Source organism: Halomonas sp. N3-2A (genome assembly GCF_002216165.1).
In the GTDB taxonomy this organism is placed as follows: Bacteria; Pseudomonadota; Gammaproteobacteria; order Pseudomonadales; family Halomonadaceae; genus Vreelandella.
The window spans coordinates 3,364,913-3,387,622 of the sequence record NZ_CP022286.1 but is presented as its reverse complement, the minus strand read 5'-3'; the positions used below and the strand labels follow the sequence as shown (position 1 = coordinate 3,387,622).

Here is a 22,710-nt window from a genome sequence, read left to right as displayed (position 1 = left end):
GCTAAAGCTTTAATCCTTCAATTTGGGCTAGCAACTGTTCGCGGCGACTGCCCTGAAGGGGTAGCTCATAAGGCTCTGGGCTACCATTTCCCCATACCGGCGCTGGCCAACTGGCATCATCTGTATAGCGCACCACCAAATGAATATGCAGCTGGCTGACCACATTACCTAAGGTGGCAATATTGAGCTTATCACCGTGAAATATCTCCTTCATCGCCGTTCCTAGCGCGATCGTTTCACGCCACAGCTGGGCTTGTTCATCCAGGCTTAGTTCAAACACTTCGCTGACCGAGCCACGCCTGGGTACCAGGACTACCCAAGGGTAGCGTGCATCGTTCATTAGCAGCGCACGGCACAGGGGAAGGTCGGCGAGTGGTAAGGTATCCGCTTCTAGCCGTGGGTCAAGTTCAAATGTTTTCAAGTAAGTACTCCTTTACATAATGAAAATTATCATAGCAGTTGCGGATACACCTTGCTCCTTATCCAAGGTCTTTCCATGGGCTTTCCAAGAGCTTTCCAAGGACTTGGGAAGGAGAGGTCAAAACAGGCGAAATTGTTAAAATCTGTTACTCTGAAAGCACTCCCATACGGCAAGGCTGCCGTCGGAGCTTCCCGATGTTGAATGATTTGTTAAGGAGAACACAGATGAAAAAATTATTAGGTATTAGCTTTATTCTGTTGATGACGGCGGGCGCTCTATCGGGCTGCAATACCATTGCAGGTGCAGGAAAAGACGTTCAAGAGGGTGGCCAGGCGGTTCAGGATGCAGCGAGTTAATACGCTTTATTTCCACTGCTTCTTGGCGTGAATGAGCGGGTTAGGCATAGTTGTCTAGCCCGTTTTGCATTCAGGGTAGTTATTTGCCAACACAAGGAAGCACCACAATGAATCATCCATTCCGCTGTGCGAAGAAAAAATTGGCCAGCCTCACGGTATTACTCGCATCGGTATTACCAGTCTCGGTGTTATTGGTGGCATGCGCAGGCTCACCCGATAATGTCTCTGCTCCAGAGCCTCCTGCTGTTGGTCAGCCTTCTGCCGAGATGAACACCACATGCGATGCTGAAACGGTCCAGTACGCCATTGGCACGTCTTTTGATGAAGTCAATGTACCCGCGCTACAAAGTGAGAGTGGTGCCAAGCAGGTTAGGATACTCAGGCCTAACGGCGCTGCCACCATGGATTATCGCGAAGACCGCTTAAATATTCTTCTTGAAATTAATGACACGATTGAAGCGCTGCGCTGCGGCTAGCGTAAAATCAGTACGACGCAGGCGGCCGTTAATAGTCCCATAGTGATATTAAATGCCCGCCATGCTTGGTCACTTTTGATCCACTGTCCAATCGCGCTGCCAAACGCTGCCCACAGGGCAATGCACGGCAGCGCGACCAACTCCGCAAAGCCTGCTAACACCAGTGCGTTTACCACCGGTTGGCCATTTTCGGGCAGAAACCCAGCCATCAGCGCCAGCCCCATTACCCACGCTTTGGGGTTGGCGAATTGAAACATCGCGGCTTGGAAAAAGGTTAACGGCACTCCGTGTTGAGTTCCGTTGAGATTCGGCGGTGGTGCAGTGGCTATCTTCCAGGCTAAATACAACAAATAGGCACTACCCACCCAGCGGAGTGTCGTTTGCACCATAGGAAAGCGTTCAAACAATACGCCTAGCCCCAGCGCGATACTGGAAAACAGCAGAAAACAGCCGCCTAAAATGCCCCACATATGAGGCATGGTTCTGCGAAAACCAAAATTCGCCCCAGAGGCGGTCAACATAATATTGTTTGGCCCTGGGGTAAGCGTCATCGACATCATATAAAGCGCAGCCGGGCCAAGCAGTAGCCATTCGTTATTCATTTTGTACCCATACAATTTTGTGGTTTAAATTGTTTTTTGATCGCTTTTGTAAGCATAATGGCGGGTAAATCTACGTCAAAGGTTTTATTGTCACCATGACAATTTGGGTGCCTTCACTTGAGTGTTTTTCTGGGCCACGCTATCGCGCGATTGCTCAATCTATTGGCGCAGCCATCTCGGCCGGCGAACTTGCCCCAGGCGAACGTTTACCACCTCAGCGGCGCTTAGCGGATGCGTTGGGGGTAACCGTAGGCACTGTTACCCGGGGGTATGCTGAGGCAGAGCACCATGGCTGGGTAACCGCTCGAGTAGGCAGCGGAACCTTCGTCAAACAAGCTGCACCAAGAACCGTTTTTGATATGGCATGGCATCAGAATGATGACAGCGATGTCATTGATTTAAGCTTAAGTTTGCCGCCGCCTCATCCGCTTCGTTTGCAGGCGTTCAGTGCTGCATTAAAGGCAATGAGTGAATCGCCTTCTGCAGTAACGCGGGGAGTTTCCTATCTTGATGCGCGGGGAGCCGAAGGCCACCGCGAGAGGTTGGCAGGGTGGCTAGCGCAATTAGGTATGTCGCTGGATGCGGACGAGCTACTGGTTACTCAAGGGGGGCAGCATGGCATTAGTCTGGTGCTGAGTACGTTGCTGCGCCCTGGTGAACTGATGGCGACCGATGCCTTGACCTATCCAGGTGCCATTAGCGCTGCCCAGCAAGCACATCTAAAAATGGTTGGCATTTCCTTTGATGAATCGGGGATGTGTATGGAAGCGCTGGAAGCCCAGTGCGCCCGCCAGCCACCCAGGTTAATCTATGTGACACCTGATCAGAATAACCCTACCGGGGCTTGTCTCAGCGAGGCGCGGCGAGAGCAATTGGTGGCACTTGCCAGGCGCTATGACAGTTGGCTACTGGAAGATGGTGTGCAGTATTTGCCTGCTGAGCAGCGCGGCACACCGCTGTATCAGTTAGCACCAGAGCGAACGCTGTTTGTCTTCAGTACCGCAAAGGTATTAGCGGGTGGGCTGCGTATCGGTGTCTTGCGGACGCCTAATAAACTGCTTGAACGCCTAGCCGCTGGGTTAAGAGCGCAGAGCTGGATGGTGCCGCCGCTGATGGTTGATATTGCCTGTTATTGGATCGCTCAGCCCGAGGCAGCTTCGTTGCTTGCATGGCAAACCGAGGAGCTGGCCGCGCGACAGCAAATAGTGACAGAGGTGCTTTCCGATTACACGCTGGGTCGAAGTCACAATGGTAGTAATGTTTGGCTTACGCTGCCGGAAGGGAGTCGTGCCATCGAACTGTGTGAACGCTTGCAGCTGCAAGGCGTTAAAGTTTCAAGTGCGGAGCCTTTCTGTGTGGGAAGTACGCCAGCGCCCCAGGCCATTAGGATTTGTATTGGCGCTGCTGCTGACAGGCAGACATTAACCCAGGCACTGAACGTTATTAAGCAGTGCCTAGCTCAGCCACCGTTGGCGACCATTACCGTATAGCAGAGCTATTCATAGCCCTGATATTGATAACCAAACTACTCATAACGGTCTTTCCATCCTTGATGGCGTACCTGCTCTTTGAGCATTTCGAGAATATCGTAAAGCACTTGTTCGGTGACGTGCGCGCTTGTTTCATCCACGGTTAGCCAGCTGTTGAAGCCCGTTTCAGCTGTACGCTCAACCAGTTGGCGAAACTCTGTTGAGTGAATGCCCTGAGCGAGTTCATCCACGAGCCGCTGGGCAACTCCGCTAAGTGACGCCTGCATAGCGTTTGAAGCCGTGTGACCCATGGGAAGGCGGTGTAGTTTTTGAATTTCTGGGCTTTCCCGCAGTGTTCGGCTAACTAAGTCATCAATTGCCGCCATGATAGCGATGCGGTTTTGTTGATAGGCTTGCCCCACCGTTGTTTCTAACCGCTGAGCAATTTCATGAATTAGCTGAGCCTTGCGAGGGAGGATAACGCGATCAATAACCCGCTCTGTAAGTGAATCGCTAGCGACAACTTGCTCTTGCACATTGCCTAGTAAGCGGAGTGCAATGCGGTCGGAAAGCTCTTCTAGCAGGATGTCGTAATACTTGGCAAAAAAGCGGTAGCTGGTCCAGCGGGTTACATCAATCAAGCGCAGCCGGTGCAGTCGGTTCAAGAGTGACACGACACGCAGTACGCGCAATAAGCGGAACCCGCTAAGGGGGATGCAGCCAAGTACGTCGTACCAGTTAACAAACGGGTAGAAAAACCAGCGGTGATAGCGTCGCTCGGCAATTGCTACCGTCCAGCCCAGCAGTACATCCGCTATAAAAATACCCACGAAAAATAAGTCGATGGTAATAAAACGGCTGTGGATCACTGTGTCGTAAAAAGCGTGAAAGCCGGGTGTGAGGCTGGCAATGGTGTCGTTAATCGGCCCAATCAGAAATAACGAGTCAAACAGTAACAGGCTAAGGTTGATGATAACCGCGGCGAGAATAAAAAAATCCCAGCCGATATGCGCATACTCAACGCTTTTAGGTAGGTGTGGGTAGCGCTCCCTAGCGGGCATGAGGGCTCCTTGCTCTGAAGGTGTGGGGTGGCGTTAAGAGTGCTGCTGATGGTGGTTTTTATGAGTTAGCAACTCTTCCTGCTCTGCCTGCTTGCGCAGTTTTTTGCGTAGCGCGGCTTTTTCGAATCTCAACTTCTGTAGCGATGTTTCCAACGCCAGCGGTGGCACTAACGCGGGCTTTCCGTCTGAATCTACTGCCACCATGGTGAGATAACAGCTATTGGTGTGACGAATCAGCTTCTCACGAATATCTTCGGCCACTACCTTAACGCCGATCTCCATAGAAGAGCGCCCCACATGATTGACGCTGGCAAGAAAGGTCACCAACTCGCCGACGTGAATCGGCTGTTTAAACAACACCTGATCGACGGAAAGCGTGACGACATAGTGGCCCGAATAACGGCTGGCACAAGCGTAGGCCACCTCATCGAGTTTTTTAAGAATAGCACCACCATGTACTTTTCCGCTGAAGTTCGCCATATCGGGTGTCATAAGAACCGTCATAGAGAGTTCATGCTGGCCGGGTAGGGCGCTATGTTCAACCTGGGTGTCAGACATAAATAAAAGCCTTCAGAGATTAAAATGCCCGCCCCAAAGGGCGGGCGCTATGCAGGTCGCAAGTGTGGTAAAGCCAGTGTCCTAAAACTAGTGTTCTAAAACTGTCGCGACATTAGTGCTAGAACCATACTAGGCCAACAGAAATGATAATGCCGGTAATCAATAGCTGAACCAGGCAGAAGCCCATGATGTCCTTGGCCTTCAAACCTGCAATCGCCAGTACCGGTAGAGCCCAGAAAGGTTGCAGCAGGTTGGTCCAGGCATCGCCCCAGGCCACTGCCATGGCAATACGTGGAAGATCAGCACCCAGCGCTTCTGCGGCAGGTAGCATGACCGGGGCTTGAACAGCCCATTGGCCACCGCCGGAAGGCACGAACAGGTTCACGATGCCAGCACTTAGGAAGGACCAGAATGGCAGCGACGTAGCGGTGGCGAAAGAGACTAACCACTCAGACATGCTCTGAGCCAATCCCGACTGCACCATGATGGCCATAATGCCCGCGTAGAAGGGGAACTGAATGACGATGCCAGCGCCGCCTTTTATGGCTTCGTTCAAACTGTTGAGCAGGTTGCGCGGTGTACGATGCAGCACAATAGCTAAGAATAGGAACAGGAAATTGACCACGTTCAGGTTCAAGCCACCGCTACGAAGCAGAAAATGGTCGAGCAGGAACAGCAGCCCCGGAACGCCCACAAGCAGGGCGAGAGGCATACTGTTTTCGAGTTTTTCGGCTGGGCGGGTAATGCGGCCTTGCTGTTCGGGGTCATCGTTTAGCAGCTTGGGATCAACATACACGCTGTCTTTTTCGTCCGGCAGCATGAAGCGGTTAACCAGCGGTACGGCGATAAACAGACAAATAACAATCGCAAGGTTAAAGAAGGCAAAAATGGTTGAGCCGGTACCGATAACGCCGATTTGATCAGCGGAGAAGTGGCCTTCAGTGGCAATGGTCAACGGAATTGAACCCGCAAGACCGCCATGCCATACCACGAAGCCTGAGTAAGCACTGGCAACCAGAAGCCGATAGTCCACTCGTATCAAGCGAGCGAGCTCTTTGGCAAAAAGCGCCCCAACAACTAAGCCAAACCCCCAGTTAATCCAACTAGCCACGAGCGAAACGAGCGTGACTAAAATGATCGCGCCACCAGGGCTTTTCGCAGTGCTAGCGATTTTCTGAAGAATGCGTTTGACCGGTGGTGAGCTTGCCAGCATAAAACCCGTGACGAGTACCAGCAGCATTTGCATTGAGAAGGTGAGGAGTCCCCAAAAACCATCTCCCCACATGCGCAGCACGGCAAGCGGTGTTTGGCGCTCAACGGCGATGGCAGCCACGGAGGCAATTAACGTGAGCAGCAGAACAAAGATATAGGGGTCTGGCAAATAGCGCTCGACCAGCTTAACTGCCGGTTTTGATATGAGTTTTAACATGAGTGCTCTCTTTATTCGTTATTAAGATATGCGTGGCTAATATACGGCGGTACACCGTATTTTTCATCCATTGTTAGGTGCTTTATCAAGTGCTTTATCAAGTGCTTTCTCAAGTACTGGCTCAGATAATCACTATTACGGTAGACCAGTTGGCAACAGCTAAGCGTGGTGGGCTTCAACGGTGGGAGGGCACGATGAGTTTAGCGGTGTGGATTTCGGCACTATGGGCTTTAGCCCTGAGGGCGCCAGTGGCGTTGACGGTAGCGGTAGTAGTAGGCGATCAGTACCGCTGAGCGTGTGAACATAAAGAGCGTAAAGGCTAACCACAGGCCATGGTTACCAAGCCCTTGGGATAGCCACCAAGTTGGTAGGTAAACCGCTAAACCGATAAAAATGCTGTTGCGCATTTCGCGCACAGCGGTGGTGCCGATAAAAACGCCATCTAATAAATAGCTCCATACGGCTATCAATGGCATCACGATCATCCAAGGCAGGTAACTAGCGGCGGTGGCACGCACCTCTGCCAGCCCTGTCAGCATGGCAACTAGATAACTTCCGCCCAATGCGAAGGCAATGGTGGCTACAGCGGCTGTCCAGAACGAGAATTGTGCTGTCGCCCGAACCGTCGCTGCAAATTCCTGCCAGTCACGCCGTCCAAACGCGCGGCCTACCAACGATTCCGCTGCGTGGGCGAAGCCATCAAGTGCGTAGCTAGTGAGCATAATAAATTGCAATAGCACGGCATTGGCGGCTAACACTGTGTCGCCCTGGCGTGCCCCTTGAGCGGTAAAAAAGGCCATTGCAAACAGCAACCCTAAGGTGCGCACAAACAGGTTGGCGTTAACATTAAACAGGGCTGAGTAGGCTGACACTACCAAAAGTCGCTGCCGTTGAAAGCAGCCTTCCAAGTGGCCAAGCTGGCTCAGTACTAAATAGCTGCCAAAGGTTAGCGCACTGTAATCGGCAATCACGCTGGCCAGGGCGACGCCGCCGCTGGTCATTCCTAGCCCTACGACAAACCAAAGATCGAGCACGATATTGACGCTATTGGTCAGCACTAAAATCATCAGCGTAACGCGGGCGTTTTGTTGGCCCAAAAACCAGCCGAGGATGGCGTAGTTCGCCAACACTGCCGGGGCTGACCAGAGGCGTATTTCGGCATACTCGCGTGCCAGTGGTGTCGCCGCTTCACTGCCGTCTAACAGCCATAGGCCGAGCGAAATCAGCGGCGAGCCAAAGATAATCAGTAGCGCGCCGATAACGGCCGCCATAATGAGTGACTGACCCAGCAAATTGCGCACATCGCTATGTGCTTCGCGGCCGATTGCCTGGGCAACCAACCCCGTGGTGCCCATGCGTAGAAAGCCAAATCCCCAATAGAGGAAGCTAAACAGCGTCGCCCCGAGGGTCACCGCTGCCAGATAGCGAGAATCGGGCAGGTGCCCGACCACAGCGGTATCGACCAGCCCTAGTAAGGGAACTGTTATATTCGAAAGAATGATTGGCCAGGCAAGAGTCCAAATACGCACGTTTCAGTGGGCCTAAGCAGCAGTAATGATGCGGTACTTCTCCATGAGTTTCTCGTGGGTTTCGGGACGCTCTGGGTCGAGAGGAATGCAGTCCACTGGACACACTTGCTGGCACTGTGGCTCGTCAAAGTGGCCGACACATTCCGTGCATAAATTGGGGTCAATAACGTAAATCTCTTCACCAGGAGAGATGGCGTCATTGGGGCATTCAGGTTCGCAGACGTCGCAGTTAATGCATTCGTCGGTGATCATCAGGGCCATGGGCGTACCTCACGAATGGCTTTTCGCTCAGGTAGTTATATACCTGAGCGTTTTACTCAACAATATCGATCGCTAGATAGTGTAGTGCTTACGCAGTGCCTCTGCGACCTGCGGGTGAACGAGCGGTGAAATATCGCCGCCCAGCTTGGCGATTTCTCGCACGATGGTCGACGAAATATAGGAGTTTTCCACCGCTGGGGTGAGAAATACGCTCTCAAGCTCAGGGTTTTGCGCCCGATTCATATTGGCCAGCTGTAGCTCGTACTCGAAATCCGAGACAGCCCGCAGGCCACGTAGAATAATGGTGGCCCCCTGTTCACGCATCATAGTGGTCAGAAGTGTTGAAAAGCCGATGACCTCTACGTTCGGTAGTGAAGCACACACCATTTTGGCCAGCGCGATACGGGTGTCTAGCTCAAGACTAGGCTGCTTGCCAGGGCTCGCAGCGACGGCAATGACCACCTTATCGAACATCCGTGCGCCGCGTTCGATAAGATCAAAGTGGCCGTTGGTGATAGGGTCAAAGGTCCCGGGATAGACGGCAACATTCACACGTTGATCGTTCATTCGGGTGCCTCCTGCTCGTCAAGCTGACCAAAAGGATTGTCCGCCGTTAGCGAAACGGCGTGATCATAGCCCGGAATATGAATGCGGTCGGCGTGGATCTCAAGCTCAGGGCCTTCTAGAACGGCTTCACCAAACTGATAACGAGGCGCATAGTGCCCATGATCAGCGTCGGCTAAATAAGCGGCGGCATTCTCGCGCACAGTTTCCCGACGCGTTTTCCAAGCGCTGATGGCAGCGCTGCCGTGGCGTTGAGTGAGCAATCGTTCGGTGACCTGAGGGGAGAGCACGACGCCAGTAGCGTTATTACCACCGAACCCTTTTGCATTAATAAAGGCAGCATCGGCGCTAAACGCCACTGGGGTAGTGGAAAAACGTAGCCGCTTAGCGTACACATCGTCCGCGACCGCGTCTAAAGTGGGAATACCTGGCAGTAATCCATGGGCAAAGCTGCCCAAAGCGCTTACCAACTGATCGCCTGCCGCAGACCCTTGGGAGTGGCCGATAAACGCTTTAATAGCGACCACTGGCCAGTTCTCGATGCCATTTGCACGGGCAATTTCATCAAAAACATGGGATTCAGTCGTGCGATTTTTGGGAGTGCTGGTGCCATGGGCATGCAGGAAAGTGCGCTCTTTTAGCGCTTTCTCACCTAGCATATCTTTTACCAACGAGGCTGCCTTGCCCAGGGTGATGTAGTTGCCAATGCCGGGTGCAGAGATAGAGCGTTTAAAACCATCGGCATTAACGAACACATCGGGCACTGAACCTAGAATATCCGCCCCTAACTCAAGCGCTAACGCATCGTCCATTAACAGTACGAACTGACTTGCTTCCGCCATGGTGAAGCCACAGTTACGTGCAAACGGGCGACAAGCGCGCTGGTAGTCAGCGTCGGTAAGTAGCGCTAAAGAATCCAGTGCTTTCAGGCTGGCGTCATCGGCCAGTGCGCCCATGGCGCGGAAGCCTTCGATGATTTCGGGGGTAATCGGCGCATCTGCGGTGCCTACCATAACGACCCGGCAACGCCCTGTGCGAATATCATCAATACCTAGGCGCAGGTTGTATAAAAAGCTTGCGCAGGCGCCTAAGGCAGCACCCGTACTTCCCACGCTGCCTAATACGTAGGCATTGAGGAAGTCCGCAGGCATTTGCCCGTAACCCAGCGGCATTTGCTTAGAGGTGGCACGTTGGCCACTCACCAAGCTCTTTAGTAGGCCGCCCCAGCCTTGGTCATCTAATTGGCCAATAGAGTTGCCCGCATATACTGCGATATGGTCAGGGTCGAGCCGCTGGCGAATTGTTTCCCAAGCGAGCCCGCTGGCACCTAGGCAGTCACTAGCACTAAAGACTGCCATCGACAGCCCGCGCGGATGATGCACGCTACGGTAAAGGCTAGCGGGGTCGAAGCCACTCGGCAGTTGGGCGGCTGCACGCACCTTAGGCTCTAAGGCGTCAGGCAGCAGAGCACTAAAGTTCCCCGCGGGCACGGTGACGGCGACTACCTTGGCGTCGATGTCCTCCACCTGCCATCCTTCAGGCAGCTGTTCGGGCAACTGACGGCGGCGCAATGTAAACCGCACCGGTTCAGACAGCGTCATTTCTGCCCGTCGGTTGGCTGGCAAGCCCGGGGCGAGAAAGCGTGGATCTTCGTTGCGCCGAATCAATGTGTGGTTAAGCACATGATCGCGCAAGGTTTGAGCAGGGGAGTCAATGGGCTGGCCGGCGCTATCATGCCAGCCGTTAGCGGAATGCTCGGCAAGGCGCATAAGCGCTGCCAAGCCTTCCAGTGTTTGGCGCTGCTGGTCAGCTGGAAGAGCATCAAGCACGGTGCGGCGGAAGGCCTGGTGGCCCGAGGTTCTGCCGGCGGGATTGATGCCGCCCATGCCGACAATCACCGGTAAGTGTGACAAGCCGGGTTCCTCGTGGTGCGGTGGTTTTTAGTAACAGCTATTGTCAGAGGCATAGCAAAAAAGTGCTGCTCATCTGCGCTTAATAATACTCTCGAACGTGATCATAGCACCGGGCGTGCAACGGCGTCATGCCGCGTGCGCGGTAGACTGATAGAATCACGTTTTTTTTAAGCAGGGAATGGCATGCAGCATACTTCACGACCCGTGGTTTCCAATCAGCCTGGCCCGCATCACGATGTAGCGCGCCGGGTAGCACGTGCCTTGGAAAACCCACTGCGAAAGCCAATCGCTGCGCATACGCAACAAGCCTTTGAAGACGCGCATACGTGGCTTCAAAAGCAGCAAGCGCCGTTAATCCTCGATGCTGGCTGCGGTGTAGGGCTTTCGACACGCCGTTTGGCAGAACAGTTTCCAGCGCACGCGGTGATCGGCGTTGATCGAAGCGAAGATCGGTTAAGCCGAGACCATGGTGAATTGCCTGCTAATGCACTGTTGGTACGGGCTGACCTTGTCGATTTCTGGCGACTAGCTGAACAGGCAAAATGGGCACCCGAGCGGCATTTTCTGCTTTACCCCAATCCTTATCCAAAAGCTGCGCATTTAAAAATGCGCTGGCATGGGCATCCTGTTTTCCCCACACTGCTAGCCCTTGGCGGGTATTTAGAAGTGCGCTCCAATTGGCAGTTGTATGTTGAAGAGTTTGCTCTGGCAACCGCCCTAGTAACGGGAAAGCAGGCAACGATTGCCGCGTTGGCTCCCAACGGCAGCTATCTAACGCCATTTGAAGCAAAGTATGATCAAAGCGGCCAAACGCTTTGGCAGTTGAAGATTGAATTGGAGCGGGCATGACGTTTGTATATCTAGTGCTAGCAATTGTTGCCGAGGTTGTCGCCACTAGCGCCCTCAAGTCGTCAATGGGATTCACACGACCGCTTCCAAGCATCATGGTCGTCGTGGGCTACGGTGTGGCATTTTATCTGTTGAGCTTGGTGTTGCGGACATTACCGGTCGGTATTGCTTATGCCATCTGGGCAGGTCTGGGAATCGTGTTGGTCACGCTGGTTGGCATTGTAGTTTTCGGTGAGAAACCTGATTTACCTGCCGTTGTCGGCATTAGTTTGATCGTGGCTGGGGTAGTCATACTTCAAGTCTTTTCAAAAATGAACGTGCATTGAGGAAAGTAAGCGTGACGTGCTCAGATATTAGCTCTTTAAATATTAGGTCTTCAGATATTGGGTCTTCAGATATTAAGTGTTCAGAAGTTAGCTATTCTGCGGTGACATTCTCAGCGTTTAATCATTCGGTTAAATCATCCCTACGCCGCTGGCATCGGGCGTTGGTGACAAGTGTGGTAGGTGCCGCCATGTGCGCAAGCCCCGCACTGTATGCCGATTTCAGTCAGCTTGGTCAGTTAGAAAGCAAAGGCTTCTCAATTAGCGCTGAAGCACGCTTACTGGATGCGGATACTGGCAGTAATGCATTGCTGGGTAGTCTGAATCCTGAGCGTCAGCTGTCGCCAGCGTCTGTCACCAAAGCCTATATGTCTGCTGCGGCACTCAATCGTTTTGGGCCCCAGCATCGCTTTACCAGCCAGCTTGTCAGCACAGGTAGTGTGGAAAATGGTGTATTGCGTGGCGACTTGGTATTTGAAGGTGGGGGCGATCCAGGCCTCACAACTGAAGATCTTTGGCGGTTAGTGCAACGTCTGCAGCTGGCGGGAGTGCGCGAAGTGGATGGCGCGCTGGTGGTCAGTCAGTGGCGTTTTGGCCCTGTTGAGTGTATTACCACAGACCGCTGTAATGCGCGTACCCGAGTCACTAATGCTTACAGTGCGCCGCTCACCTCGGCAGGCGTCAACTTTGGTAGCTGGTGCGCCAATATAGCCCCTGCTGCGGCAGCGGGAGAGCCTGCCCGTGTGGGGTTATGCGATAGCCAGGCGCCGTTAATTGCTATTGATAACCAAGTTGTCACGCGCCCGGCTAATAGTGGCACTGACATCAGCGCAGAGCGGATTACCGATGAGCGCGGTGATGTTCTGCGTCTTACCGGGCAAATTTCAACCAATGCCGCAGCTCGTGATGTTTATCGTGGCGCTGGCGATGCGGCAGAGAAAACGGCGCAAGTATTGTTAAGCATGCTAAATCAGGCAGGTGTCAGTGTGCGTGACCCCTGGCGGGTTAGCTCAACGCGTCCGCCCAGCAGTGCACAGCGTTTGGCAGCCGTTGACAGCAAGCCGCTGCAGGAGCTGCTGCTGCGTACAATGAACTACTCCAATAATTACATGGCTGATGTGCTGGCGCTGAACCTGGTGGAAACACCACAAGCGCAACTGCGCCAAGCGGGGGAGGCGATAGAAGCCTATGTGAACAGCTTGTCGGGCCACGGTCCGTTAACGTTACACAGCGGCAGCGGGCTGACGACTGATAACCGTACCTCCGCTCACGGCGTCAATGTGATGTTGGAGGATATGTTCCGCCAGAGCGCTTTGTTCCCCAGTTTTGTCGCCTCTTTCCAGTCGCCTGCCAATGGGGTCATGCGCTTTATTCGCCGTGGTTCTCCAACGTTTCAAAATAACGTGATGCTGAAAACAGGCACGCTCAATCAGCCGTTTGCTGTTCGCGCCGCGGCGGGCTATTTCCGTACCGCCCAGGGGCGCTGGGGCGTTTTTAGTGTGCTGGTTAACGGCACTGGCAGTACGCCTTATCTTAGCTGGCCCGAGGTGTTAGATCCGCTGTCGCTGGATTTAGATGCGATGATATTGGCTAATTAATCTTAATTTTTACCGCTGAGGCAACAGGCATGAAGCCAGGACATACGGGGTTAACCCATTTAATGCACTCAACGCGCTATTCATGGAAAGGGCTAAAAGCCGCTTTTAGAAATGAAGCTGCGTTTCGCCAAGAAGTGGGTATTACAGCGGTGTTGCTACCGCTGGCTTGGTGGATTGGAGAAGGGCCCATTAGCTGGTTGCTGCTGGTTGGCAGCCTGTGCCTTGTGCTGATTGTGGAACTGCTTAATAGTGCCATAGAGAACGTTGTTGATCGTATTGGCACCGAGCATCACGAGCTTTCAGGGCGTGCTAAAGATATTGGCTCGGCGGCGGTTATGCTGTCATTGATCATGGCAGGCTTAACCTGGGGGCTGTTAGGCTGGCAAAAATTGGTGGGCTAAATTGCTTTTATTCAGCTCATGCAGCGACCCGCTTCATCAACAAACATAATAGACGCTTGGCAGAGAGGTGGTTATGCAGTTAGACGACGCGTTTTTCCCCCAAGTTGGGCTGCCAACAGCGCTTAAGCCCGCTGCACAGCGCGCCTGGCAGCGATTAAGTGAAGCGCTTAGCCAAGCTGATAATATTGCCTCAATGACCCAACAGTCGTTGCCTTCCAGTAGTTGGGAGGCGCTTTCTGATGCGCGTCGAGAAGCGTTAGCCAAGGTCGTAACTGTCTCAAGCTTCGCTCTAGATACCTTGGCACGCTTTCCGCACTGGCTGATTGATTTAGATGTGGCTGGTGAGCTGGATGCGACAGCGAGTAAGGAGTCACAAGCGAGCTGGCTAGCTGATGCGCTAGACAATGCCGATGATGAAGAGGCAATGCATCGCGCTATTCGCCGTTTCCGCCGTGCCCGCATGCTCGGGATTGTGTGGCGCGATCTTAATCGGCCCGATGGCTACACCATGTGGGACACTGCTCAGGCAGTTTCGTGGCTGGCGGAAGTCTGTATTGAAGCCGCGCTCGGCTGGCTTGAACGTTTTTACGCCCCGCGCTGGGGATTACCTGCGGCCCGCAGAGATGGCTCGTCCCAGCGCTTGGTGGTGCTGGGTATGGGGAAGCTCGGCGCGGGTGAGCTGAATCTTTCCTCAGATATTGACCTGATCTTCGCCTTTCCTGAAAAAGGTGAAACCGAAGGCGGGCGTAAACCCCTTGAGCACCAGGAGTACTTCACCAAACTAGGCCAGAAACTGATCGCCGCTTTAGATGCCATGACGGCTGACGGTTTCGTATTTCGTGTTGATATGCGGCTGCGCCCACTGGGTGATGGCGGCCCCCTGGTGGGCAGTTTCTCGATGCTCTCCAGTTACTATCAGGATCAGGGTCGTGAGTGGGAGCGTTATGCCATGCTCAAAGCGCGTCCCGTCGCAGGAGACATAGATGGCGGGCATGAACTGCTCGCAAGTCTCAGGCCGTTTGTTTACCGCCGCTACCTGGATTTTGGTGCGATTGAGTCGCTGCGTGAGCTCAAGGCGATGATCAATCGCGAAGTAAAGCGCAAGGGCATGCAAAGCAATATCAAACTAGGGCCCGGTGGAATCAGGGAGGTTGAGTTCGTTGTCCAGGCATTTCAGCTGATTCGCGGTGGACGTGATACCGAGCTTCAAGTGACCTCACTCAAGACCGCTCTTAATCGACTGCCTGAACTGGGGCTGTTGCCCCAAGCAGTCGTCGATGAGCTGCTACCCGACTATGCGTATCTTCGCGACATGGAACACGCTATTCAGGCGCTAGAAGACCGTCAAACCCAAACGCTACCCGTTGATGATGAAGATCGGGAGCGGATCGCCTTTGCCTTGGGGCATGAAGATTGGCCTGGGCTCATCGCGCGGCTGGAGGAAGTGCGCGAACGCGTTCGTCAGCACTTTGATGCGGTGATCGCCGACCCCGAAGAGGATAGCGATGCAGAGAGTAGCGACGATAACCTTGGCCTGTCTCAGTGGCGGTTACTGTGGCGCGGCGAGCTAGAGCAGGAAGAAGCGGAAGCACTGCTAACTGATGCTGGTTTTATAGAACCAGAGAAAGCACTTAAACGGCTGCAGAGTCTTTACCATTCCCGCCAAGTGCAAAGCATGCAGCGTATCGGCTTTGAACGGCTAGATGCGCTGATGCCGCTACTGCTGGTTGCCGTTGCCGAAAGTGAGTTGCCGGATAACGCGCTTAGTGGTGTCCAGCCGCTGATCGAGTCGGTACTTAGGCGAACCGCTTACCTTGCACTGTTGCGTGAAAACCCTCAGGCGCTTGAGCACCTAATGAAGCTGTGCTCGGCCAGCCACTGGATTGCAGAGCAACTTGCGCGTTACCCGATACTGCTTGATGAGCTACTAACGCCGGATACGCTTTACACTCCCGCTGATAAATCACGACTTGCCGATGAGTTACGCCAGACCTTAAGCCGCTTGCCAGAAGATGATGATGAGGCGCAGTTGGAAGCGCTTCGCGTGTTTAAGCATGCGCAGATGCTTCACGTTGCTGCATCGGATATCGCTGGAACACGCCACTTGATGAAGGTGAGCGACTACTTAACGTATATCGCTGAAGTCATTCTAGATGCCGTGCTAGCGATGGCCTGGAAACATGTCACGCGGAAACATGGTGTGCCAGAAGGCCTTAATGCACGAGAGCCAGCGTTTTTGATTGTGGGATACGGCAAGCTGGGGGGCATCGAACTTGGTTATGGCTCTGATTTGGACTTGGTATTCCTTCATGATAGCGACGGAAAAGGCACTACCGATGGTGCCCGGCCCGTCGATACAGCGGTCTTTTTTACCCGTTTAGGCCAGCGCATTATCCACCTCTTAACCGCAGTAACGCCTGCTGGCAGCCTTTACGAGGTTGATATGCGCCTTCGGCCTTCAGGCAATGCAGGCCTATTGGTGACCTCTTTAGATGCTTTTGCGGATTATCAACGCCAAAACGCCTGGACCTGGGAGCACCAAGCGCTGGTACGCGCGCGCGTTGTCGCCGGCAGTAACGCGCTGGCGGATAAATTTGATGCGATCCGTGGTGAGATGCTGTGTCGCGAGCGTGACCCGCAAGCCTTAAGAGACGACGTTGTCAGCATGCGTCATAAAATGCGTGATCACCTTGGTTCTAAAGGGCAGGGTTCTAAAGGACAGGGTTCAAAAGGGACGGGCTCTAAAGGGCAGCCAGGTAGTGCGGACGGGGAGGTGTTTAGTCTAAAGCACGATGTGGGTGGCATGGTCGATATTGAGTTTCTTTGCCAATACGCGGTGCTATCACTCGCTCATGACACGCCTGCATTAATCACCTATAGCGATAATATCCGCATTTTAGAAACCCTCGCCAAGAGTGGTCATATTACCGAGTCAGAAGCGGAGCAACTGCGGGAAGCGTATCTCGCTTATCGTAGCCGTACCCATCGTGCGGCGTTAACCGGTGAAAAAACTGTCGTTGATGCACAGGCATTCAAAGCCCACCGCGATGTGGTTATTGCACTTTGGCAGCGTTTTCTTGAACCCTGATTGGCGAGGTGAGTGTTTTTAAGTAGCATCGATAGGGAAGATAGCCTGATAACAATAAGGAAAAGCTCCCTATGCATGCAACAGTTTGTCTCTGCGCCCGCCGCTTGGCGGAGGGCGTATGATCGGTCATATTCTCGCAACGCTGTTACCCGTGTTCTTAATTGCTGGCTGTGGTGCGGTTTACGGGCGTTACCGAAACCCTGATATTCGCAGCCTTAACACGCTCAATATGGAGCTATTTGTTCCACTACTGGTATTTGCCGTGTTGGCTGATCGCCAAGCGCCTTTGGCGGACTATGCGTGGCTTGCCACTGCGGCGGTGGCCGTCGTGCTAGGGTCGGGTCTTGTGCTTTGGCCGGTTGCTAAGTGGCTGTCGCTAGACACTAAGGTGTTCTTGCCGCCAATGATGTTCAATAACTCTGGCAATATGGGGGTACCGCTATTGGTGCTCGCCTTTGGACCAGAGGCCCTACCGGCTGCAGTGGTCGTGTTTATTGTTGAAATGTTGCTGCATTTCTCAGTAGGTCTTTATATGTTGGACCCGCGCACGTCACTTTGGCGACTGTTACGAATGCCCATCGTAGCTGCGAGCCTAGCAGGGCTAGTCATCAACGTTGGAAATGTACCGTTGCCGAGCTGGCTGTTAGAAGCAATGCACATGTTAGGGGGAATCTGTATTCCACTGATGCTCTTTGCATTAGGTGTTCGATTGCTGGAAATTGATTTTAATGACTGGCGAACAGGTTTGTTGGGAGCGCTCCTCTGCCCACTTTCTGGCTTAGTGATCGCACTACCGCTCATGTGGTTACTACCATTGAATCCGCTACAGACAGCAGTGCTACTGGTATTTGCAGCACTGCCGCCAGCGGTATTGAACTACTTAGTGGCCGAGCAGTATAAACTGGCACCCCAGAAGGTCGCTTCATTGGTGCTCATCGGCAATTTAGGGAGCTTAATCGTAATGCCGCTGACGTTAGCAGCAGCGTTCGCCTGGATTCAAGCGCCGCTTTAACAGCGGCGTTAGTGGGCGACTGATTAAGACCGGTGGTGGTCGTCTTTAACTTCGTAACTACCTTCTATTGCATCGTGCTGGCTCGTGGAGGTGTCGCTGTAAGCATAACCGCCACCAACGTCTTGAGCGTTGTCAGCGCGCATCTGCTCCATGCGTTTTTTCATTTTATGGCGGACAAAGGGCATCATTGCCCAGCCAATGAGCAGGAAAAAAAGCCCGAGTACGACACCGACGATCATCAGTGCACCAAACGCTAACCACGTCAGTAACAGTTTAATGCTGCCCATTAGGCCGGTTGGCTGGGTCTGGGCTGCCCGAGCACGCCACTGGTTAGCAGCTTGCCACGCGGCATTGCGTTGATCACGATTCATTTGCGGCATGAAAGCCTCCATCGTTCATATGCGTTCCATTGGAACACAGGCTGGGTATCAAGTTCCTGGTCTGGACTAACATTTCTTGATTAACGCCGCGAAGAAATTTTATACGCATATGTTAGTTTAGAGATATGCCGTTTAATGTTTTGGTACAAGGCTGCGGTTTTAAAAAGCCCAGACTTATCGGTACATTTATTACCGTGGCGTTGTTTGAGATGTTCGAGCTAATGCCCTTTACCGGTGCATTATCGGTCGTCGCCATGATGCTTATCTTCATTTTCCTGGTGACGTCGGCAGATTCTGCTTCCTACATTGTGGCGCAAATGACCGACAATGGCTCCATCAATCCGCCACTTTATAAGCGTATTATTTGGGGTGTCTTGATCGCCGCTATTTGTTTAACACTGATTGTGGCGGGTGGACTTTCTGGCCTGCAGTCAGCGGCGGTGCTTTCGGCATTACCGTTTACCTTTATTTTGTATATGATGATTGTAGTGTTGGTTCGTGAGCTGCGTGCTGATCGCAAGGCGATGCTAACGCAGCTATATCGTCGCCACGGGGAAACGCCGGTTGGTGCTGATGCGTTTGAAGCCGAGCAGTTAGGCGAGGAAGAACGCCTACGCCGTGCTCCAAGTGTCGTCAATCGCCGCATTAATAGTTAAATTATTCGCTGATTTATGGGGAATGCACACATGGATAAGGCGTGCTGATGGCCCGGCAAGGACACCACGGTGCCACGCGAAAACAGCCCAAAAGGGAGATTTTTGATCGCTGGCTGGATCGAATCGTCACTGTTGCTGTTATAACAGCGATGGTGGTGGGTATTGCGGCCGTGGTAGCGCACTGGTTGCTATGAACCAGAATGCCAAGGCTGGCAAAAGCAACAATGTTCAGCGTATTACGCTCGGCTATGCCGAGCGTTTGCTTTTTTAAGGCCCCGTCCGCGGTTAAGCCGCTTTACTGAATAATCACCTGCCCTATTATCGCCATGAATTAGCTGTCGTTAATAGGGTAATGACGCTACTACACACTTTTTTGAGAGAGCCTGCATGCTGACTGCTAACCCCGCCAAGGTTGCTCCCACCTACGCATCGCGACGTGAAATATTTGGTTGGGCAATGTTTGACTTTGCCAACCAGGCTTACACCTTGCTCATCATCACGGTCGTGTTTGGAGAACTGTTCACGACGGTAATCGTAGGTGATCGAGGTGATGGCTTTCGCCTAGCGAATTTTTTGTGGAGCCTCGCGCTGGCGTTGAGCTATCTAATGGTCGTATTAACTGCCCCGCTCTGCGGTGCCGTGATGGATTATCGAGCAGAAAAAAAGCGCTTTTTATTAATCAGTTATCTCGCCACTGTGGCGACAACTGCCATGCTTTACTTTGTCGAGCCTGGTTACGTAGTCGTGGGGCTGCTGTTAATTATACTTTCAAACTATGCTTACTCGATGGGCGAGTCGTTTATTGCCGCTTTTCTACCGGAGCTAGGCCCTCCTGATGCGCTGGGTAAAATTTCGGGGTTTGGCTGGGCGCTTGGCTATATTGGTGGCCTTTTTGCCGCTGGTTTTACGCTGATGGTGCTAGGGGAGGCGACCGCCGATAACTTTGAACGCATACGTTGGGTAGGTCCTTTTGCAGCTGGCTTTTTCTTAGTAGCGGCGATTCCCACCTTCCTATGGATGAAAGAGCGAGGTGTGCCTCAACCCCATGCTGTTTCCTATCAACGTATTGCGTTACAGCGTGTTCGCTCAACATTTACTGAGCTGCGCTACTTTAAAGACTTAACTGTCTTTTTGGTGTCGCTGTTATTCTCAATGGCAGGTGTCTACATCATTATTGCGTTTGCTTTTATTTATGGCGCTCAGGTGATTGGCTGGGATGAGGGCGTGCGCAATATTATGTTTATTATTGTTCAAATAACGGCAGCGGCAGGCGCACTGGGATTTGGTTTTTTACAGGATAAATTGGGCGCCAAGCGCACGTATCAAATGACACTAGCGCTGTGGGTCATCGCTATTTTATCGATATGGGCGACGCCAGAGCTGACCGACTGGGTTAACAGCCGTTACGCCGTACAGTGGCAAGCACAGTACGTTTTTCTGGTGGTCGGTTGTCTGGCGGGTCTTAGTCTGGGGTCTAGCCAATCAGCTAGCCGGGCGCTGGTCGGCGTTTTTTCACCACTGGAGAAGTCTGCTGAGTTTTTTGGCTTCTGGGGGCTCGCTAATAAATTGGCCGGCGTGTTCGGGATTGTCATGCTGGGCGTTTTGCAAACGTTAATTGGTTTGCAAGCGTCTATCCTATTATGTGTAGCACTGTTTGTTATCGCGATGTTGATATGCGCTGGCGTGAATGAACAGCGTGGACGTGAGGCTGCACTTGCCTGGAAAAGGAGCGCTTAGTCTGGAGGTGGCGTATGAAAACCCTCGCTATGCAACGAGGTGGTATCGTCACAATGCTACTCTTTTGGGTGCTGCTATTGGCTGCTGGCACATGGCTATTAGATGGTGGTTTCGAGAAAGTAATGACGCCGAATGCCCATGTGATGTACGCCTCCGCCGATGACGGACCTGTCAATTTGACGCGTAATCGTGCTGGCCATTTTGAAGCGCCTGGGAAAATTAACGGGAAGCCGGTGACCTTTCTATTAGATACCGGGGCGACTTATGTTGCAGTGCCGCGCAATTTGGCTAGCGAGTTGGGGCTAAAGCCGGGACGCAGTGCTTGGTTTAATACTGCGAATGGTCGCGCAGAGGGCTCGCTGACACAGCTAGATGAGGTTGTGTTGGGCAACATACGTATGAATGGCGTGCAAGGGTCTATAAGTCCTGGTATGGAAAACGATACCGTACTACTTGGCATGAGTTTTCTTAATTTATTGGTGATTGAAATACGTGGCGGGGAAATGGTGCTAAGCCTGCCTGCGGAGTGAATGTTACTTGTCTGTATCGAAACGGTGTGCTTAGCTAAAAATTGATGGAAGCAAACCTGCTCAGGAGCAGTTATGGGCATTGAAGTAGGTGGGTTACTAGGACTTATCTGGCTCATCATTGTTGTATGGGCCATTGTTAAAGTTGCTAAGAGTGCAGCAGGTGGGCTGGCAAAGCTGCTATGGATCTTGGCGCTATTGTTTTTTCCGTTAGTTGGACTGATCGCGTGGTTTCTATTTGGTCCCAAAGGGTAGCGAGCAACACGCTTTTTCTAAAAAATAAAGAGCGGACCACCTCTGTGGTCTGCCTTTTTAGTAACCTAGCGATCAGGCTACCTGACGGATCGTGAAACGGCTTATCACGCAAGCCGTTTTAGTCACTTGGTGGCGCTTTATAATGCCCCGGAATCGTCAGCTTCTCTCCATTAGGCAAATCGCGCACTTGAGTGGGTACGTAAACGCGCTTGATGACACTTTTTGTTTTGCTGTTTCCCATAATGTCCTCCTTCTGCCAGATTATCGACAGTTAGCAACGCCACATTAGCGTTTGGCGGTGTAAGAATCAAGGTGTCTAGCAGGCGAACCATTACATAGGTTATGGGGAAAGAAGTAAGGGGGCAGGCGTTTGAACGGTTTTGAGGTATCCTGGAAGATATTGCAACCTGCGGTTACATAGGGTGAGCGGGTGATAACACAAACTGCCTAAGCGGAGTGAATATAAAGGATGGTAGACCACTTGGAACAGCAATTTCAGGCGCTTGGGGCTCAAGACGCCGCCACGCTTGGCTATCCCGATCAAGATCACGTGTTGATTATTGAAGATGACCAGCGCTTGGCAGAGCTGACCCGCGAATATCTGGAGGCAAATGGCTTTCAAGTGACGCTAGAGGCGGATGGTGCAAAAGGCGTGGATCGTATTTTAACACTTCAGCCTGACTTGGTAATTTTGGACTTAATGTTACCGGGAGAGGATGGTTTGGCTATCTGCCGTCGTGTTAGGCCCAACTTTGCTGGTCCTATCATGATGTTAACGGCCCGCACGGATGATCTTGACCAGGTGCTGGGTTTGGAAATGGGGGCCGATGACTATGTGCCAAAACCGGTTCAACCCCGTGTACTCCTAGCGCGTATGCGTGCGTTACTGCGTCGTGCCGATGCACCAGCGCCGGGTGGTGAGATGCGCCTGCGCTTTGAAAATCTAGAGATAGATAACGCAACGCGTGAAGCCTGGCTTTCCGGCGAGCGTATTGATCTTACCAGCGCGGAGTTTGATCTGCTGTGGCTGTTGGCAAGCAACGCAGGGCGTGTATTAACCCGAGAAGAAATTTTCAATGAGCTGCGTGGCATTAAATACGATGGGCAGGATCGTTCAATTGACGTGCGGGTTTCACGTATTCGTCCCAAAGTAGGCGACGACCCTAACCAACCGCACCGGATCAAAACAGTGCGGAGCAAAGGCTATCTTTTTGTCAAAGACAGTTAACTAACAGAGGTTAACCG

General features: G+C 52.7%; 25 protein-coding genes and 1 pseudogene. 15 read left to right on the top strand and 11 right to left on the bottom strand.

What is annotated here, in order from left to right; translation table 11 throughout:
- Position 1 precedes the first annotated feature (1 nt).
- Positions 2-421, bottom strand: a complete 420-nt coding sequence (locus CEK60_RS15705; RefSeq protein ID WP_089039823.1) for an HIT domain-containing protein — start codon at positions 419-421, stop codon at positions 2-4.
- Between the two features lie 224 nt (positions 422-645).
- Between CEK60_RS15705 and CEK60_RS15700 the strand changes: the two genes are divergently transcribed.
- On the top strand, positions 646-777 hold the full coding sequence (locus CEK60_RS15700) for an entericidin A/B family lipoprotein (RefSeq protein WP_089039822.1): 132 nt from the start codon (positions 646-648) through the stop codon (positions 775-777).
- 107 nt (positions 778-884) lie between these two features.
- Entirely contained in the window at positions 885-1,253 is a 369-nt protein-coding gene (locus CEK60_RS15695; protein ID WP_089039821.1) for an I78 family peptidase inhibitor, read from the top strand.
- On the opposite strand, the gene CEK60_RS15690 is transcribed toward CEK60_RS15695, so the two are convergent.
- A complete protein-coding gene (locus CEK60_RS15690) occupies positions 1,250-1,855 on the bottom strand; it encodes a LysE family translocator (protein WP_089039820.1) in 606 nt (201 codons plus the stop codon). The genes CEK60_RS15695 and CEK60_RS15690 overlap by 4 nt on opposite strands.
- A gap of 95 nt (positions 1,856-1,950) precedes the next feature.
- On the opposite strand from CEK60_RS15690, the gene CEK60_RS15685 reads away from it, so the two are divergent.
- Positions 1,951-3,345 carry an aminotransferase-like domain-containing protein gene (locus CEK60_RS15685; protein ID WP_089039819.1) on the top strand — a complete coding sequence of 465 codons (1,395 nt, stop codon included), beginning with the start codon at positions 1,951-1,953 and terminating at the stop codon, positions 3,343-3,345.
- A gap of 35 nt (positions 3,346-3,380) precedes the next feature.
- On the opposite strand, the gene CEK60_RS15680 is transcribed toward CEK60_RS15685, so the two are convergent.
- From CEK60_RS15680 to CEK60_RS15650, 7 genes are all read right to left on the bottom strand, one after another.
- A complete protein-coding gene (locus tag CEK60_RS15680) occupies positions 3,381-4,385 on the bottom strand; it encodes a hypothetical protein (RefSeq protein WP_089039818.1) in 1,005 nt (334 codons plus the stop codon).
- Positions 4,386-4,418: 33 nt separating this feature from the next.
- Complete coding sequence (locus tag CEK60_RS15675; RefSeq protein ID WP_089039817.1) at positions 4,419-4,943, bottom strand: acyl-CoA thioesterase; 525 nt, start codon at positions 4,941-4,943, stop codon at positions 4,419-4,421.
- A gap of 118 nt (positions 4,944-5,061) precedes the next feature.
- Positions 5,062-6,372, bottom strand: coding sequence for a short-chain fatty acid transporter (locus CEK60_RS15670; RefSeq protein ID WP_089039816.1), 1,311 nt, complete (start codon positions 6,370-6,372; stop codon positions 5,062-5,064).
- Between the two features lie 230 nt (positions 6,373-6,602).
- Positions 6,603-7,901 (bottom strand): MATE family efflux transporter, encoded by a 1,299-nt coding sequence (locus tag CEK60_RS15665; protein WP_089039815.1) that lies wholly within the window; start codon positions 7,899-7,901, stop codon positions 6,603-6,605.
- 12 nt (positions 7,902-7,913) lie between these two features.
- A complete protein-coding gene (locus CEK60_RS15660; protein WP_038478199.1) occupies positions 7,914-8,162 on the bottom strand; it encodes a YfhL family 4Fe-4S dicluster ferredoxin in 249 nt (82 codons plus the stop codon).
- Positions 8,163-8,234: 72 nt separating this feature from the next.
- Entirely contained in the window at positions 8,235-8,729 is a 495-nt protein-coding gene (gene coaD / locus CEK60_RS15655) for a pantetheine-phosphate adenylyltransferase (RefSeq protein ID WP_089039814.1), read from the bottom strand.
- Positions 8,726-10,612 carry a beta-ketoacyl synthase gene (locus CEK60_RS15650; protein ID WP_089040946.1) on the bottom strand — a complete coding sequence of 629 codons (1,887 nt, stop codon included), beginning with the start codon at positions 10,610-10,612 and terminating at the stop codon, positions 8,726-8,728. Before CEK60_RS15650 ends, coaD begins: the two co-directional genes overlap by 4 nt.
- A gap of 210 nt (positions 10,613-10,822) precedes the next feature.
- Between CEK60_RS15650 and CEK60_RS15645 the strand changes: the two genes are divergently transcribed.
- From CEK60_RS15645 to CEK60_RS15620, 6 genes are all read left to right on the top strand, one after another.
- The gene (locus CEK60_RS15645; protein WP_089039813.1) at positions 10,823-11,488 is read left to right on the top strand and encodes a methyltransferase domain-containing protein; all 666 of its coding nucleotides are present in this window, start codon (positions 10,823-10,825) and stop codon (positions 11,486-11,488) included.
- On the top strand, positions 11,485-11,814 hold the full coding sequence (locus tag CEK60_RS15640) for a DMT family transporter (protein ID WP_089039812.1): 330 nt from the start codon (positions 11,485-11,487) through the stop codon (positions 11,812-11,814). Before CEK60_RS15645 ends, CEK60_RS15640 begins: the two co-directional genes overlap by 4 nt.
- 188 nt (positions 11,815-12,002) lie before the next feature.
- The gene (dacB, locus tag CEK60_RS15635) at positions 12,003-13,409 is read left to right on the top strand and encodes a D-alanyl-D-alanine carboxypeptidase/D-alanyl-D-alanine endopeptidase (RefSeq protein ID WP_232471393.1); all 1,407 of its coding nucleotides are present in this window, start codon (positions 12,003-12,005) and stop codon (positions 13,407-13,409) included.
- 29 nt (positions 13,410-13,438) lie between these two features.
- Complete coding sequence (locus CEK60_RS15630; RefSeq protein ID WP_038478183.1) at positions 13,439-13,810, top strand: diacylglycerol kinase; 372 nt, start codon at positions 13,439-13,441, stop codon at positions 13,808-13,810.
- Between the two features lie 73 nt (positions 13,811-13,883).
- Positions 13,884-16,898: a bifunctional [glutamate--ammonia ligase]-adenylyl-L-tyrosine phosphorylase/[glutamate--ammonia-ligase] adenylyltransferase gene (gene glnE / locus CEK60_RS15625; RefSeq protein WP_089039811.1), complete on the top strand. Its 3,015-nt coding sequence runs from the start codon at positions 13,884-13,886 to the stop codon at positions 16,896-16,898.
- Between the two features lie 118 nt (positions 16,899-17,016).
- A complete protein-coding gene (locus CEK60_RS15620) occupies positions 17,017-17,910 on the top strand; it encodes an AEC family transporter (protein WP_089039810.1) in 894 nt (297 codons plus the stop codon).
- Between the two features lie 23 nt (positions 17,911-17,933).
- Here CEK60_RS15620 and CEK60_RS15615 read toward each other — a convergent pair whose 3' ends face one another.
- A complete protein-coding gene (locus CEK60_RS15615; RefSeq protein WP_089039809.1) occupies positions 17,934-18,290 on the bottom strand; it encodes a hypothetical protein in 357 nt (118 codons plus the stop codon).
- Positions 18,291-18,478: 188 nt separating this feature from the next.
- Here CEK60_RS15615 and CEK60_RS15610 point away from each other — a divergent pair.
- The 5 genes and pseudogenes from CEK60_RS15610 to CEK60_RS15595 form a co-directional block, all read left to right on the top strand.
- A pseudogene (locus CEK60_RS15610) lies at positions 18,479-18,946 on the top strand (BCCT family transporter); the annotation flags it as partial.
- 47 nt (positions 18,947-18,993) lie between these two features.
- Positions 18,994-19,140 (top strand): hypothetical protein, encoded by a 147-nt coding sequence (locus CEK60_RS22415; protein ID WP_198361375.1) that lies wholly within the window; start codon positions 18,994-18,996, stop codon positions 19,138-19,140.
- A 193-nt stretch (positions 19,141-19,333) separates the two neighbouring features.
- Positions 19,334-20,683 carry an MFS transporter gene (locus CEK60_RS15605; protein ID WP_089039808.1) on the top strand — a complete coding sequence of 450 codons (1,350 nt, stop codon included), beginning with the start codon at positions 19,334-19,336 and terminating at the stop codon, positions 20,681-20,683.
- Positions 20,684-20,697: 14 nt separating this feature from the next.
- Entirely contained in the window at positions 20,698-21,213 is a 516-nt protein-coding gene (locus CEK60_RS15600) for a retropepsin-like aspartic protease family protein (protein ID WP_089039807.1), read from the top strand.
- Positions 21,214-21,285: 72 nt separating this feature from the next.
- On the top strand, positions 21,286-21,465 hold the full coding sequence (locus CEK60_RS15595; RefSeq protein WP_089039806.1) for a PLDc N-terminal domain-containing protein: 180 nt from the start codon (positions 21,286-21,288) through the stop codon (positions 21,463-21,465).
- Between the two features lie 118 nt (positions 21,466-21,583).
- Here CEK60_RS15595 and CEK60_RS22825 read toward each other — a convergent pair whose 3' ends face one another.
- A complete protein-coding gene (locus tag CEK60_RS22825) occupies positions 21,584-21,706 on the bottom strand; it encodes a hypothetical protein (protein WP_269768679.1) in 123 nt (40 codons plus the stop codon).
- Positions 21,707-21,934: 228 nt separating this feature from the next.
- Between CEK60_RS22825 and CEK60_RS15590 the strand changes: the two genes are divergently transcribed.
- On the top strand, positions 21,935-22,693 hold the full coding sequence (locus CEK60_RS15590; RefSeq protein ID WP_038478158.1) for a winged helix-turn-helix domain-containing protein: 759 nt from the start codon (positions 21,935-21,937) through the stop codon (positions 22,691-22,693).
- Positions 22,694-22,710: the final 17 nt, after the last annotated feature.

Excerpts from the sequence above, each read along its gene's own strand:
- CEK60_RS15645 (WP_089039813.1), top strand. The coding sequence starts at position 10,823 with ATGCAGCATACTTCACGACCCGTGGTTTCCAATCAGCCTGGCCCGCAT.
- CEK60_RS15595 (WP_089039806.1), top strand. The coding sequence starts at position 21,286 with ATGGGCATTGAAGTAGGTGGGTTACTAGGACTTATCTGGCTCATCATT.
- CEK60_RS15605 (WP_089039808.1), top strand. The coding sequence starts at position 19,334 with ATGCTGACTGCTAACCCCGCCAAGGTTGCTCCCACCTACGCATCGCGA.
- CEK60_RS15620 (WP_089039810.1), top strand. The coding sequence starts at position 17,017 with ATGATCGGTCATATTCTCGCAACGCTGTTACCCGTGTTCTTAATTGCT.
- dacB (WP_232471393.1), top strand. The coding sequence starts at position 12,003 with ATGTGCGCAAGCCCCGCACTGTATGCCGATTTCAGTCAGCTTGGTCAG.
- CEK60_RS15630 (WP_038478183.1), top strand. The coding sequence starts at position 13,439 with ATGAAGCCAGGACATACGGGGTTAACCCATTTAATGCACTCAACGCGC.
- glnE (WP_089039811.1), top strand. The coding sequence starts at position 13,884 with ATGCAGTTAGACGACGCGTTTTTCCCCCAAGTTGGGCTGCCAACAGCG.
- CEK60_RS15670 (WP_089039816.1), bottom strand. The coding sequence starts at position 6,372 with ATGTTAAAACTCATATCAAAACCGGCAGTTAAGCTGGTCGAGCGCTAT.
- CEK60_RS15650 (WP_089040946.1), bottom strand. The coding sequence starts at position 10,612 with ATGGGCGGCATCAATCCCGCCGGCAGAACCTCGGGCCACCAGGCCTTC.
- CEK60_RS15600 (WP_089039807.1), top strand. The coding sequence starts at position 20,698 with ATGAAAACCCTCGCTATGCAACGAGGTGGTATCGTCACAATGCTACTC.
- CEK60_RS15675 (WP_089039817.1), bottom strand. The coding sequence starts at position 4,943 with ATGTCTGACACCCAGGTTGAACATAGCGCCCTACCCGGCCAGCATGAA.
- CEK60_RS15690 (WP_089039820.1), bottom strand. The coding sequence starts at position 1,855 with ATGAATAACGAATGGCTACTGCTTGGCCCGGCTGCGCTTTATATGATG.
- CEK60_RS22825 (WP_269768679.1), bottom strand. The coding sequence starts at position 21,706 with ATGGGAAACAGCAAAACAAAAAGTGTCATCAAGCGCGTTTACGTACCC.
- CEK60_RS15640 (WP_089039812.1), top strand. The coding sequence starts at position 11,485 with ATGACGTTTGTATATCTAGTGCTAGCAATTGTTGCCGAGGTTGTCGCC.
- CEK60_RS15680 (WP_089039818.1), bottom strand. The coding sequence starts at position 4,385 with ATGCCCGCTAGGGAGCGCTACCCACACCTACCTAAAAGCGTTGAGTAT.
- CEK60_RS15685 (WP_089039819.1), top strand. The coding sequence starts at position 1,951 with ATGACAATTTGGGTGCCTTCACTTGAGTGTTTTTCTGGGCCACGCTAT.
- CEK60_RS15590 (WP_038478158.1), top strand. The coding sequence starts at position 21,935 with ATGGTAGACCACTTGGAACAGCAATTTCAGGCGCTTGGGGCTCAAGAC.
- CEK60_RS15695 (WP_089039821.1), top strand. The coding sequence starts at position 885 with ATGAATCATCCATTCCGCTGTGCGAAGAAAAAATTGGCCAGCCTCACG.
- coaD (WP_089039814.1), bottom strand. The coding sequence starts at position 8,729 with ATGAACGATCAACGTGTGAATGTTGCCGTCTATCCCGGGACCTTTGAC.
- CEK60_RS15660 (WP_038478199.1), bottom strand. The coding sequence starts at position 8,162 with ATGGCCCTGATGATCACCGACGAATGCATTAACTGCGACGTCTGCGAA.
- CEK60_RS22415 (WP_198361375.1), top strand. The coding sequence starts at position 18,994 with ATGGCCCGGCAAGGACACCACGGTGCCACGCGAAAACAGCCCAAAAGG.
- CEK60_RS15700 (WP_089039822.1), top strand. The coding sequence starts at position 646 with ATGAAAAAATTATTAGGTATTAGCTTTATTCTGTTGATGACGGCGGGC.
- CEK60_RS15615 (WP_089039809.1), bottom strand. The coding sequence starts at position 18,290 with ATGCCGCAAATGAATCGTGATCAACGCAATGCCGCGTGGCAAGCTGCT.